The 13769-nt window shown below is 55.9% G+C and carries 10 protein-coding genes; 6 read left to right on the top strand and 4 right to left on the bottom strand.

Annotated elements, in window-relative coordinates; all coding sequences use genetic code 11:
* The first annotated feature begins 119 nt into the window (after nucleotides 1-119).
* Both P0D84_RS29630 and P0D84_RS29625 read left to right on the top strand, forming a co-directional pair.
* The gene (locus P0D84_RS29630) at nucleotides 120-1346 is read left to right on the top strand and encodes a porin (protein WP_408342505.1); all 1227 of its coding nucleotides are present in this window, start codon (nucleotides 120-122) and stop codon (nucleotides 1344-1346) included.
* A gap of 146 nt (nucleotides 1347-1492) precedes the next feature.
* The gene (locus P0D84_RS29625; RefSeq protein ID WP_408342503.1) at nucleotides 1493-1768 is read left to right on the top strand and encodes a DUF3892 domain-containing protein; all 276 of its coding nucleotides are present in this window, start codon (nucleotides 1493-1495) and stop codon (nucleotides 1766-1768) included.
* A 216-nt stretch (nucleotides 1769-1984) separates the two neighbouring features.
* Here P0D84_RS29625 and P0D84_RS29620 read toward each other — a convergent pair whose 3' ends face one another.
* Entirely contained in the window at nucleotides 1985-2695 is a 711-nt protein-coding gene (locus tag P0D84_RS29620) for an AEC family transporter (protein WP_408342501.1), read from the bottom strand.
* A 37-nt stretch (nucleotides 2696-2732) separates the two neighbouring features.
* Between P0D84_RS29620 and P0D84_RS29615 the strand changes: the two genes are divergently transcribed.
* Nucleotides 2733-3755: an IS30 family transposase gene (locus P0D84_RS29615; RefSeq protein WP_408342499.1), complete on the top strand. Its 1023-nt coding sequence runs from the start codon at nucleotides 2733-2735 to the stop codon at nucleotides 3753-3755.
* 158 nt (nucleotides 3756-3913) lie between these two features.
* Here the strand turns inward: P0D84_RS29615 and P0D84_RS29610 are convergent, their stop codons facing one another.
* Nucleotides 3914-4789, bottom strand: a complete 876-nt coding sequence (locus P0D84_RS29610) for an alpha/beta fold hydrolase (protein ID WP_408342497.1) — start codon at nucleotides 4787-4789, stop codon at nucleotides 3914-3916.
* A 94-nt stretch (nucleotides 4790-4883) separates the two neighbouring features.
* Entirely contained in the window at nucleotides 4884-5870 is a 987-nt protein-coding gene (locus P0D84_RS29605) for an MBL fold metallo-hydrolase (protein ID WP_408342495.1), read from the bottom strand.
* 1696 nt (nucleotides 5871-7566) lie between these two features.
* Between P0D84_RS29605 and P0D84_RS29600 the strand changes: the two genes are divergently transcribed.
* Nucleotides 7567-8934, top strand: a complete 1368-nt coding sequence (locus P0D84_RS29600; RefSeq protein ID WP_408342493.1) for a carbohydrate porin — start codon at nucleotides 7567-7569, stop codon at nucleotides 8932-8934.
* A 90-nt stretch (nucleotides 8935-9024) separates the two neighbouring features.
* On the opposite strand, the gene P0D84_RS29595 is transcribed toward P0D84_RS29600, so the two are convergent.
* Nucleotides 9025-9696, bottom strand: coding sequence for an HD domain-containing protein (locus P0D84_RS29595; RefSeq protein WP_408342491.1), 672 nt, complete (start codon nucleotides 9694-9696; stop codon nucleotides 9025-9027).
* Nucleotides 9697-11181: 1485 nt separating this feature from the next.
* On the opposite strand from P0D84_RS29595, the gene P0D84_RS29590 reads away from it, so the two are divergent.
* Together P0D84_RS29590 and P0D84_RS29585 are read left to right on the top strand one after the other, a co-directional pair.
* Nucleotides 11182-12234 (top strand): NAD(P)/FAD-dependent oxidoreductase, encoded by a 1053-nt coding sequence (locus P0D84_RS29590; protein ID WP_408342489.1) that lies wholly within the window; start codon nucleotides 11182-11184, stop codon nucleotides 12232-12234.
* Between the two features lie 78 nt (nucleotides 12235-12312).
* Complete coding sequence (locus tag P0D84_RS29585; RefSeq protein WP_408346113.1) at nucleotides 12313-13413, top strand: IS5 family transposase; 1101 nt, start codon at nucleotides 12313-12315, stop codon at nucleotides 13411-13413.
* Nucleotides 13414-13769 lie beyond the last annotated feature (356 nt).

Genomic DNA, 13769 nt, shown 5'->3' with positions numbered 1-13769 from the left:
GTCCGTTGAATCGGGGATTCGGTTGACATTTAAAAAACAACTGGCACGACGCTGTTTGACCGCAGCCGCGACAGCGGTTGCTTGCAGCGATGGCCGCTAGTCAAAGAGGAGATCTCGCGATGAAGAAGCTTGGGACGTCGGTAGCACTGCTTGCGTTGTCAATGAATGCGGCGTACGCGCAAAGTAGCGTCACCCTGTACGGGGTCATCGATCCCGACATTGTGTTTGTGAACAACGCGCAGACCGGGCGTTCAGGCGGCCAATTGACTGGCAAGCAGCAGTATTCCATGCTAGACGGAACTACCTCGGCATACTTCGGTAGCCGTTTCGGCTTCCGGGGCGTTGAAGACTTGGGTGGTGGAATGTCAGCGATATTCACCTTGGAAAACGGGTTCAACGCGGCGAACGGCACGTTGGGGCAGGGCGGATTGCTTTTCGGACGACAAGCTTTTGTCGGCCTGTCCTCGACCTCGATCGGTCGCGTGACTCTCGGTCGTCAATATTCTTCGCTGTGGGACTTTGTCTCGCCGCTCGCAATCATCACGCAGTGGGCCGGCTATATCGGATCCCATCCGGACGATCTCGACAACATCGGCGGCACGAACCGGGAAAATGGCTCGGTCAAGTACACGACACCGGTCTGGAATGGCGTTTCCGCCGATGCGATGTATTCGATGGGCGGAGTCTCGGGTAACTTCGCGCAGAACCAAGTCTGGTCCGTCGGGGTAGGTTACACCGGCGGGCCGGTCCGGCTGGGCGTTGCATTTGTCGATGCATTCGATCCGAACATCTCGATGTTCGGTGCAACGGCAACTGCCGGCGGCGTAACCACAAACAATCTTGGTTCGCTAGGCTCGGCCACCACGGCGCAACGTAACCCCGTCATCGCTGGCTACGCGTCCGCTCATCGGCAACAGATTTTTGGCGCTGGTGGCTCATACGCAATCGGGCGTGCAACCCTTGGAGTCGTCTACACGAATACTAGGTTCGTCGGGTTGGGCGGCAATTCGGGACCGAATCCGTTCGGGTACTCAGGCAGTTCGACTATCACCAACGTTGAAGCAAACGTCGTCTACCAGGTTGCACCCGCTGTGACTTTGGGTGCGGCATACACGTTCACCAAGGACGACGGGCCTAACAATCAGGGAGCCCGTTATCAGCAGGTTACTGCCGGCGCTCACTACCTGTTGTCCAAGCGAACGGACATCTACATGGTCGCAGCTTACCAGCGTGCCTCTGGGACAAACTCGCTGGGGCAGGCAGCTGTCGCTTCTGTCGCGGGGCTGACTCCTTCTGCGCGTAACCAGCAGGTTGTCGACACGATCGGCATCGCGCATCGGTTCTGATCGGGAAATCACGGGAGGGGCGGTACCGTCGCACGAGTGCCAGCAGCCTGAACTGGGAGCTTGCTTTCGGTCCGGATCGTCTCTCCTCAGATGCAGTGATGGGATTTGGTTTTTTAAGTTGAATCACCCTTTTAAAACGGGGAAAAATGCCACGATACCAAGTAGCCTGCATTACGCTCACTGGCGGCGTTCGAACACATCAGCACATCGCGACCATTGGCTTCTCTAACGGGGTTCGTTGGACGCGGCAACAAGGCGTCGATTTCCTTCGGCTCGCCGGAAATTCGCTCTATGTAGCCGACCGCCAGGGTACAGTTGAAATCGGCGTAGTGAACGATATCCCGCCTTACCTTCGCACGCGTGCAGATGGGCGCTACACCGACAACCTACTTGCGCTGCCGGCCTGTGGATCTGGGCTTTGATATCGGCCGTCCAGATTTGCTGACGAACGCCCGTCACGCTAATGCGCGGGCATCCGCAAGCTAGTCTCATACCTTTCGAACTACTAGAAGCTGCGGACGCTTCGCAACCAGATTAGCCGAGACGGTGGAGATACTGGGATAGCAATCTTGACGCGCTTCGTGGATTCGTGGAAGCATCAACCGGCTCTTCAGTTCTCGGTTCATGGTCGCTGCGCCTCAGCACTTACTAGCGCGCGACATTCTTCTGCCAACGCTGATAACCGGTCCGACGGGGTGGCGGCGTCGCATACAGCAATTGCTTCCTGCAAGGTTGCAGCTGTGGAGGAATCGACACCCCGGAGCTCCAATGACAGTTCGGCGCGCTGCGCCAGTGCTGCCCCTTGGCTTCGTACAGTTCGATGTGGCTGGACAGGTCAAGAATAAGGCTATCGAGCAGCAGAGACTGACGCGCCTCATTGGCTTCAGGCTCAATGGAGCGCAGGCGTTGCGCGAATGTTCAAGCAGAATCAGTGCCGCAGGTGACATGACAACTGAAGCAGTGGCAATCGCCAACGCAACGGGCAAATCACTTTGCTCGCCATAGACGGCATGGAGCAGCGGTAATCCAATCGCGGCAAAGTTCGGCATACCCACGCTCACCGCTCGCACCGCGAGCGTGCGACAAGCCACCTGAAAGAGGAAGCGCGAAAACAATAATGAGAGAAAATAAGGCACGAGCATAACGACGGCGAGAACCACAACCAGAAGAATGTGGCTCGAGAAACTGCCTCTTTGCATCTTTGCCGTATAGACGAACAATGCGAATGGAAGGGCATAGTCGACAAGCATCGTGTTAATCGATGCAACGGCCATTTTTCCCTTGCTTATCTTGCCTGCGAAATAGCCTACTCCATCGAGAAAAAGAACGGGATCAAGGGGCGGCCTCAAATCTGAAGTGCAACACCGTTTCGTATAAGGTGTTGCGATGCACGAAAGAACTCAGTACCAGCAACTTCAACCTGAAGAGCGCCTCATCATTGCAAGCCTGCATTTACAGTGTTCGAGTATCCGGGCCATGGCCCGGATACTCGGGCGCTCGCCGGCCACCGTTAGCCGTGAACTGACGCGAAACAGCTCTCCTGCAGGTTACGCATCGGTGCCGGCTGAAGCGCTCAGCGCCGCACGCCGCAGTGCGGGCCGCCGCCCCACAAAGCTTTGCCGGCAAAGCGTCTGCTGGCGTATCGTTCTCACCCTGCTCGAGTGGAAATGGTCACCCCAGCAAATATCGGGCACACTGAAGCGTATGTATCCGACTGACCCGACCCAGCAGGTTTCGCACGAAACCATCTACACGGCCATCTACGCCCAGCCGCGCGGCGAACTGCGCCGACAACTCATTGCCTGCCTGCGCCATGGTCACAGCACGCGCATGCCGCGTACACGAGGCACAGACCGGCGCGGACAGATTCCGGACATGGTCAGTATTCATGTGCGGCCGCCCGAAATCGAGGACCGGCTGCTGTCTGGGCACTGGGAAGGCGACTTCATCAAGGGCGCGGGCAACCAGTCCTCGGTAGGCGTTCTGGTCGAACGGACCAGCCGCCTGGTGCTGCTTGCGAAGATGGAAGATGCCACCGCCGCTTCAGCGCTGGCGGGCTTCTCCGCCAAACTCAATTCGATTGCCGAGCCATTGCGGCAGAGCTTCACCTACGACCAGGGCAAAGAAATGTCGCGACATAAAGAGCTCACCGCCGCGACCGGCGTGAAGGTGTACTTCTGCGACCCGCACAGTCCATGGCAAAGGGGCACCTGCGAAAACACCAACGGGCTGCTGCGACAGTATCTGCCCAAAGGCGCGGACCTTTCGGTCTACAGGCAGGACGAACTCGATGCCATTGCCGACAGTCTGAACAGCCGGCCTCGCGCCACTCACGCCTTCCATTCGCCATTCGAGGTCTTCGCCGCGACCCTTGCTTCAGCAAGTCAACCTCAAGGCTCTAAACATTAATCCGGCTGTTGCGCTTCACCCTTGAAACCGCCAGGCGTAAGAAATTTCATAGAGCATAGAAGCCGCCCTGTGGATACGCTTGTCGCATTGGATACGAGCCCTGGAGCGGAGGAGAGGGGTAGGTGGATAACGCAGATCCAGGGCGAATCCAGTCAACCTCAATCTTTCCAGCTCTCCAGAAAATCGAGCAACAGAGCATTGACCTTTTCCGGCTGCTCCTCTTGCGGGAGATGCCCGCACTGCGCGATCGGCTCAACCCGAAGATGAGCGGCCATTCCCTCCCAGACGGCTTTCATGTCGAACATGCCACCGACCGCGTAGAAGTCTTCGCCCCAAATTGCCATCGTGGGACAAGCGATTTTGGTATCAGCATCGACGAGATCCTGTTTGACGTCCTCAGAGTTTGCCCGGTAGTCGGACATTGCGCCGCGCACGGCACCCGGTTGCTTGTAAGCTTTTACATAGGTCTCAAACTCGGCGCCTTCAATCGCGTGTGGGTTGTAGCACCAATCCGCAAAAAAATGATGAAGCCATTCCGCTTCTTTACCGCTAATCAATGTTTCAGGCAGGTCCGGAACCAGATGAAACAGGAAGAACCAGTAAGCCCGTGCGGTCTGCGCTGACATGTTCTGAGCCACGACGCGCGTGGGTACGTTGTCCATCACTACCAGCCGGTCAATGCGTTGAGGATGGTCTTTTGCGAATCGTGTGGCCACCCGCGCACCTCGGTCGTGACCGACCAGGGCAATTTTGTCGATACCCAACTCGTCGAGCAGCGCGATCAGATCCATCGCCATATTTCGCTTGTCGTAACCAGTTGCTGGCTTGTCGGTTTCGCCGTAGCCGCGAAGATCCGGCGCGATGACCCGGAATTTTTTCGCCAGAACCGGGATCTGAAAACGCCATGCGAAGCTGGTTTCGGGAAAACCATGCAGCAAGACGACGACCGGGCCGCTGCCCGCGTCAAGGTAGTGTTGACGAATGCCGTTCGCGCGGCGCGTGTGATTGACGATGGGGGGGGCGGTCGAGGTCATGTTGTCTCTCTCTTGCTGTTGAGCTTGATGGAAAAAGTTAAAAGATGTTCGGTTGGAGTAAGTGCAAGACGGTTCGTCGCAGATGGCGGGATGTTTAGCGCTTACCCGGATCACCTTCGTAGTTCACCGGTATCCACTCAAATTGGTTTCCGTTGGCACGGATATGTCCGAGCCCTGGAAAGGAAATATGCGCGGCGCCGACGAGAAGCTGCTTGGATGCCGCTATTCGCAACGCCATGAGACGTGATTGTTGCGCGGCGTGGGCGTCGCTATCGTATTCGACCGAAGCCACCGGATTTCGCAGTTGGATTGATGCGACGTGGATGATGTCGCCCCAAACCAGCAAGGTCTGATTTCGACTCTCGATGAGATAGCTCGAATAGCCTGGCGTATGAGCGGGTGTTGAGAGCGCGCGAATCCCATCGTCAAGTTGTTCGTTGTCGCTGAAGGTCTTGAAGCGGCCTGCACTTTGATACGGAGTTACACACGAGATGGCGCTATCGAAGAACGAACTAAGAAAGCCCGGCGCTTTGGCTTTGTTGGCGAGATTTGACCAATAGTCCGCCTCGGACTGTGAGACCCGGAGCACGGCGTTGGGAAATGCCATCTTGCCGTCGAGAATGACGCCGCCCACGTGATCTTTGTGCAGGTGAGTGAGCAGTACCTCATCGACCTCTTCAGGCTGATGACCAGCCGCTCGTAAATTGGCCATTAGATGGTCACAACAGCTACCGTAGAGCAGGCCCGCGCCAGTATCAATCAGGATCAGCTCTGAGCCGGTGTTGATCAGGAATGCGTTGATGGCTCCCTGGATCGGGAGAGTCAGCTCATCGCGCGCGAGATCACGTGCGACTTCGTCCTTGGAGACATCAGCCATCACCGTATCGACTGGAAAGGGATGCGTGCCGTCGAGCAATGCAGTGACCTCGAAGTCGCCCAGCATTACCCGATAAAAGCCGGGACCCTGAGTGCGAACCTGGGGCGCCCCCGCTATTGCCGACAGTGGGTCGAGCGTGACAAGACAGAAACACACAACCCGCGATCTGACAGCGATATCCCAGAAATGACGTACGGTGTTCATGCCTAGATTTCTTTTTCATTTCAATGCGCCGCTGATTGACGTTGCCGTGCACGCGCACCTGCTCCTAGGATGAGAACCGGGGCACATACTTCCAAGTAAGTGCAGTACCATCCTGGCGATAAGGGTTCCGGATATTTGCTTGAGCTTACTCGACGGAGGGTTCTACGGCAGAGTAAATATTCTTAATCATTTTGAATCATTCTGAACTAGATGAATGAGGGGATGACTGGCGTGCAAAAAGTACCGTGAAAGAACCTGGGAGCAAGCGCAACGATTAAGTAGCATATCGCTCCTACACCTTATGCGAAGCGCTATTCCGCGCTTTCGCTACTTCGCGTTAAGCTCGCGGCCGCTCGAACACGTCATCGAGGAGAGTCAAGGAAATTGCGGATCTGCTTGGCTCTCGGTCAATCTATCTCCTTCCTAACGCTGTTCAACATCATTGAATTTCGTCGGCACGGAAGTAAGGCGCCTGTGGTTTTCAGAAGGAGATTGAACGGGCGGAATGGCTATCCGGGCGAATGCACTTCTTGCGCTCGCCCCCCGCCTCTGAAACTGAGAAGACGCTTCCAAGGAATCAGCCAGCACTGTCGTTCTGGGTTTACTAGCAGCCTGAATCACGTTCAATCTTCTGTTCCCGTCGCTTCTTTAACGCCCATCGGATGCGGGATCTGGAGGCACGTCACGTCTCGGGCAGGAAAGTTCAGTTCGCTCGCGAGGCCCAACGCATCTTCGGTAGAAATCTGATGTAGTCCGAGTCTGAAAGACGGTTTGGTCGCGTAGCGCGACGTTTTCCGATCTCCGTGTTCGCAACATTCCCCGGAAACCGGTTGCAGAAAACGATCTGATCAACCGAGCCGCCGCCGGCGGCCGGAATCTCAATGTTTCCCACGTGAGTCGCCAGACCGTCGTTGTCTGGATCTAGCAACGAAGGCAACCGCGCCGAAATCGGCTTCGTCTCCGACGTTGTTGAGATAGAAGCCGAGAAAATGGAAGGGCAGCCGGCGTGCATGCTGGAAAACGAATACCCATTCGTCAAACCGACGCGATTGACCAAGGCCCGTCATACGGATTGGTAATGGGCGAAATTTGTGACTACCGCAGACCATCCCTACAATTTATCGACTTCCTAGTGATCTGATGATAAATTGTGGGCTAGCGGTTCTTTAGATCGAGGTGGTCCTGCTCCGGTGTTTACCCTATCGATTGCGGCACAGCGCTAGCCTGGACGCGTATGAAAGCTAAATGTAATTAACATCGCCGTCCGGCAGGCGCGTCGTCGCAGGATCCATCCGAATCGCTATGACCTGAGACCGGCGATTGTCTTAGCATCCAAAGATGTTGGCGCCCAATTCGCCGCCTGTGATGGACAACGAGCGGCGTGTTTCGGGATGGCATAACCGGCTGAACAAACCCTTGCGGCATTTGCCTCGACATCGCCGTTGATCTCCTCAGCGGCGGTTCACATTACGATATAGTAACGCTGCACGCGATGATCCAATGGTCAGTTTCTCATCGGCTTATCTTCTGCTAGCAGCGAATTTGCACCGCATGATGGCGACGCACCTCCTTTAACTGCCCATCTGGATCCGATGCCTGTCGACTCGCTATCCCTCCGCAGCTCGAGCGTGCAAGGCTTACCCAGTTGCTATTGCCGCGTTCAACAGACGAGCGCGGCCACTGCTGGTTGCTCGGTATGACAGTTCACGGCCCAATCTCTATCTATGCGCGTTTGGCAATGGTGGGCGCGGTCGCTGCGTTCGGAACTTTCCCAGCCGTTAGTTACGGGCAAGCAATCCCAGCCGGTGCCCAACGAAATCCTAGTGTCGCTGTAGACCCAGACTCGCTTGCCGAGAGGGGGATTAACATCACGCTTCCTCGAACCACCGACGTGGTTGTTGACGCTTCGGCAGGCCTGCGCACCACCTTGGCCAGCTACGGGATCGGATATCTCGCCGCTAGCATTAACAGTTTTGCAGACAACATTTTGCCGAACTCGCAGGGTGCGTCGAGAGCCACGCAAGCGTATAGCGGTCAACGGCCAACCTATACAACGACAAACTGGCTGTTTATTACCTACGACCTTGGCCGATTTGGCATCCCGGACGGCCAAATTCTAGTCCAGGGAGTCGCCCAACAAAGCACATGGAATCCGGGAGGGCCGGCAAAATATGGCGTGGGTGCGCTCACCTACTATCAGACAATGTTTGATCGTCGCGTCGAACTGAAACTCGGTTTGTTACACAATTCTTTCGAGTTCGTCGGTACCTACATTGGCGGAGCCTTGGCATCTAGCGTATTCGGACCGTCCGCTAGTATTCCGGCGCAAGGTGGGCTTGATTCAGCGACGACACCCACCCCAGGAATTATCCTTCGATACAATTTCTCCCCGTTCTTGTATACGAAGGCGACGATTCAGCGTGCCGTAAACCCCGACGGGCAGGTTGCGGAAGTAGATGCCAATCGAAGCGGATTTGCCTGGCGAACCCCTAATACTGGCGTCCTCTACCTTGATGAGATCGGTTACAGGCGAGCGGCGTCGCGCAGCGAACCGATGACCTGGCTTCGAGGGGGGGCAGCATACAACTCAAGCGCCTATAACAACAATCAAGGACCGGGCACTCGAGCGAGTGGGAATCAATTTTACTATTTTCTTGCGGACCGGCAAATCTGGCAAGCCAGCGCTGGCTCGACCGCAGCGTCTCGTGGAATCTACGCTGGCATGTCCGTCATGTACGCCCCGCCGCGCTTGAATCGCTTTACTCAATATTATGAGTTCCGCATCTACGGTATCGGCTTGATTGAAAGTCGGCCTTCTGACGTGGTATCGGTTGTGGTGACCGATAATGTGTTTAGCAAAGATCTTGTCGAGCAAGCAGTGGACGCAGGGAAAATGGCCCACCGCGATAGCAAGGCGGTCACTCTTTCGTACAACGCTCACCTGTCCCGAGGTGTCTATGTCGGAATTGGAGTGAGCTACGTCAACAATCCGACGAGCGTCACTTATGTTGCGACGACGGGGCACGCGCTGAATGTGCTTGCGACCCTCAACCTCTTTTTCTGATCGCACCGTAATTCGACCAGCTGGCTGCATCGCTGTTGGAACAGTTGACGCGGTGCGTGTGCCAACGCTATCGATTTCCTCGACATGTGGTTATCTGCGCCACCTGGCGCCAAGCACGAGACCACAGAAGTTGATTCGCCTGTAGTTCGGGTCGATTCTGTCTAACACGTCAGCGCTCGCTGAGCCAAAAGTTGAACTCGGACGGTGCAACAGACCGGCTCCAAGCGCCTCTAGATATCGCTCCTCGAACCTATAGCCTCGTGGATAGGCCCGTAAAATTTCGTCCTTCGATTTTCGTGTGAGTGCCGACATATTTTCGCCAAACAGATCGGTGCGGACACTGGCGGCTATCAGAGAGGCCAGAGGCGAAACATGGTCGACGATACCGTGTGTCGAGTGAAGAGCAACAGCTTGCCAAACATCTGATGTTGACGCTTGGACGACACCATGGCTCTCGAGGAAGTGACGCGCGGCGTTTGCACCGTCTATCTCATAACGCAGTTGAGAATCCTTGAACGCTTGGTCTAGCCCGACATTGATGAACATGGACGCCACGTACAGGAGATCAGTGTCAACGACGAGGCCAGACTTCAAGGCAGAAAGCGATGCGAAAACGAAAACGCGTTTCGCGTGGTTTTTAAGAGGAGAGGGCAACATGATGTCCGCAAATGCACGGGCATCACGCGCAAGCGGGCTCTGCGGAATGGAAACTCCACTAACTACCCGGAGCGGCTCGTCACCAGGAGTCATTTTGGATGCCACGAATCTTCTCCATTGCGACTAGTCACACTGAGTGTTTCCCGCATTTTTCTTGATTCGGTTTCCGTCCGCCGGGAACAAAGTCATAGGCTATGGGTTAGGTATCCATGAGTTCACGCCTGCAGAAATGCGGCGACCAGACTCGTAGCAGTCTGCGGCGCCGGCGCCGCAGAGCGCCGAAGACATGATATAACTCAATGGTAAGAATAGGCGTCAAACCAGTTTAATTGTATTGAAATTTTCTGCGGAAGGTACTATGAACTTCTCTCAAAACGAATCGCATCGTCCTATCTTTTCTCCTGCCGTGTATTAGATGCCACGTTGCCAATATTTTAAGAAAAATTAAGGTATGAACAACGATATTGATATTGTAAGTCGTCAGAATCGGCTAACGGCGGCTCGCATAATGTGGGCGTTTCGAAAGTGTGTGGTGAATCAAGGCAAAACGTGGCCCTGGCGTGCCGGTATTCGCGGAACTAGGCCACTACATCTTCCATCAGAAAGAACACATGTTATCTGCACTGCTTTCGCTCATCACTAGCGGCGGGACGTCCCAGCCGCATCGTTGTGTCCAGGGTGTGCATCGAGCGCCGATGATGATTGTGCAAACGACTGGCATGCGCGCGGCTTGCGTTTCATCGAGCCGTACGAGTTGGCCATTCGATTCACCGTCAATGCGTGAGCTGCCGGCAACCGTCGGCGCGTCTGGGTTGTCGCGTGCATCAGGCTGCTCTAGCGCCCACAATTCATTCGGCTGTGTGGTCCCCTCAAGACCCGATGAAGACATCGCCGGAATCTCAACCAGATCTTCGGTTAATTGCTGCTCGCGGTATACGGCCTGCGCCGCGTCGAGGACGAGAATTCGCAGATGCGAAACAGCAACTGCCAAAACGCAGCAGATGGTCTTCTGTCACAAAGACCGGTCTAGAGACGCGAAACCACTCGCGATGATCAGATTTGCGCAGGTTTAACGCTTACAGATCGGAAATCTATGCCGGAACGTTGTCCTGCGAAAACTCGACCGAATGGTCCTGGTGCAGCCTCGCCCAGCAAAGACGAGCAACGTTCGTATAGTTAATCGGTTCGAGTCACGCGCGCCTACGCGAAATATCTCGAGTTTGCCATCCGTAAGCTTCTTTGCATTTGAAAACGGTAGGCAATGCTGTGCGCGATAGTCGATGTGAGTTTCACGGAAATTCACTTGATGATCCCTTCCGTACTAACGACCCTATGTACTGCTTTTCGCTCTGCGCTGCGCGGGGTGGTCAGCTTGGCGGGTGGCAAACGGCTTGTTCATTGCGAAGGGGCATATTGACGCCTCGAAGTCGAGCACGAAATACCAGCCTGACGGCTGTGAGCGCGTCGTCAGGCAGCAAAGCTGCGCGCGTCATTCTGCTGTATTGAAGATCGAGGCATCGCCGTGGCTCACCGCACCCAGTTCGGGCAAAACGAGTTGCCACCCCGAGGCGCCACGAATTGGAGGCGGGGATGGACAATACAAAAGTACTCAGAGTCTTTGGGGCGAAGCATAGCAAGGAGGCATACTCTGTCAGAGATTTCCTCTCCCGGGGAGCTGTTGAATACGAATGGTTCGAGGTAGCGTCGGATAGCGACTGTGTCCGCGAATTAGGCCTTTCCGGATTCGATAGCATGTGTTGGCCCGTCGTTATCTTTCCAGATAGTTCCAGACTCTACGCACCTACTTTATCTGAGATTGCCAACAAGCTCGGCTGGGTCCCGCGTCTTCAGGAATATGACCTTTCAATTTACGGAGCGGGCCCAGCAGGGCTCTCCGCAGCAGTCCATGCCGCATCGGAAGGGCTGCGGGCAGTCGTCATCGAACGCGCGGCGCTTGGCGGACAAGCGGGAACCAGTTCACTCATTGAGAATTACATGGGATTTCCCGCAGGCGTCGCTGGTGCCGAACTCGCGGAACGCGCGCGTCAGCAGGCCGTGAAGTTTGGTGTCGAGTTTCTCATGATGCGCGAGGGCGTGCACGCAAAGTTCGTCGCCGCAAAAATTGAAGTCATTCTCGCAGACGGTTCGCTGCTTAGGGCACGAGCAAACCTTTGTGCTACGGGCATTGAGTATCGCAGCCTAGGAATTCCCGACGAGCAACGACTACTTAACGTAGGCCTGTTTTACGGTACTGGTGCAAGCGAGGCGCCGATGTGCAAGGGGAAACGGATCTTTATCGTAGGAGGCGGAAACTCAGCGGGGCAAGCGGCATTGAATTTTGTAGGGATTGCTAAAAGTGTCACACTGATCGTTCGCGGCTCCTCTCTAGCCGCCACTCTCCCGCATTATCTTCTGGATCGTATCGCACACGTTGGCAACGTCAACGTCCTATTTGACTCGTATGTGTCGGGAATCTATGGCGACACGCGGCTTGAAGCGGTGCAACTGACGAGCGCGGACGGAGGCTCTCAAATCGTGCCGCTAGAGCTGCTTTTCGTCTGTATCGGCGGTGCACCGAATACCAATTGGGCAAAAGACACCGCAATAGTCCGGGACCGAAACGGCTACCTAGCAGGCCGGTGAAATACCTCATGTAGCGGTCATCCGGGACGCAGGCGTAAACGTTGAACTGATGTCATCAATGAGAGCGAGATGGAACGGATGCGTGGGCCAGATGGTTTTACCGAGTCAATGTTCACGGTGTTGAAGCTGGACGATTTTGTACCGAAGGACCATCCGTTGCGTCTGATTCGCACCTGGCTCAATGACGCGCTTAAACGCATGGACGATGTGTTCGCGCGGATGTACGAGGCTGACGCGAAAGGAGGTCGGCCGAGCATTGCGCCGGAGAAGCTGGTGCGAGCTCTTTTGCTGCAGGTGCTGTATTCGATTCGTAGCGAGCGCATGCTGGTGGAACAGATTTCCTACAACATGTTGTTCCGCTGGTTCGTCGGCCTGCCGATGGACGGGACCGTGTGGGACCACTCGACGTTCAGCAAGAACCGCGACCGGTTGCTCGAACACGATGTGCTGGTGTTGCTCTTCAACGAGACGGTCGAGACCGCGCGCGAGCGCGGATATCTTTCCGGGGAGCACTTTAGCGTCGACGGCACGTTGATTCAGGCATGGGCCGGGCACAAGAGCTTTGTGCCCAAGGCAAGTCCAGACAAAGACGACACGCCTCCTGACGAACCGCCCGCGCCGAATGACAACTGGCACGGACAGAAGCGCAGTAACGAGACGCACCAATCCACGACGGACGAGCAGGCGCGCCTGTTTCGCAAGAGCAAAGGAACCGGAGCGATGCTCTGTTATATGGGCCACGTGCTGACCGACAACCGGCATGGCCTGGTGGTCAACGCACAGGTGACGCTGGCGACGGGCACCGCCGAGCGCGACGCGGCCGAGCTGATGCTTGCCGATGCCGCAAGTGTTGCGCCGCTCGGCATCACGGTCGGCGCGGACAAGAACTACGACACCGCCGGTTTCGTGGCCAGTTGTCGAGCGAACCGTGTGACGCCGCATGTGGCGCAAAACGATGGGCGTCCAGGAGGTTCAGCAATTGACGAGCGAACTACGCGCTGGCCGGGTTACGCGGTCAGCCAGCAAAAACGTAAACGCATTGAGCAGGTGTTCGGATGGGGCAAGACAGTCGGACGAATTCGACAAGCGATGTATCGGGGACTTGAACGCGTAGACCAGCTCTTCGTGCTGACGCAGGTCGGCTACAACCTGACGCGTATGCGCACACTTGCCGGTTGAGGGGCAGGAAGCGATGGATAACACCGATATGGTGAACCCGCGAGTAACGCCGAATGCCCGCAAACGTATTCCGCGTTTCAAAAGTGCAAACCCAGCATCCGTCGTAATGCATCTGAGCGCATCAACGACGGATATTTCAACGGCCTGCTAGTGACGGGCGCTGATCTGATGGAATTCCCCCAGTTCGAAAAATCCTGGCCGCTGGAGCGGCGTCCGTACTTTCTAGAAACTAGCGTCCCCGGTTCATTCGCGGCCGGCGATGTTCGTTATGGATCAATAAAGCGAGTTGCGTCGGCCGTCGGCGAGGGGGCAATGGCGGTCACGTTTGTACATCGGTATCTTGCCGAGTCGGCGAC

The organism is Paraburkholderia sp. RL17-337-BIB-A (assembly GCF_046025895.1).
Classification (GTDB): Bacteria; Pseudomonadota; Gammaproteobacteria; order Burkholderiales; family Burkholderiaceae; genus Paraburkholderia; species Paraburkholderia fungorum_C.
Note: the sequence above shows the minus strand (reverse complement) of the source record. Positions and strands in the feature narration are given on the sequence as shown.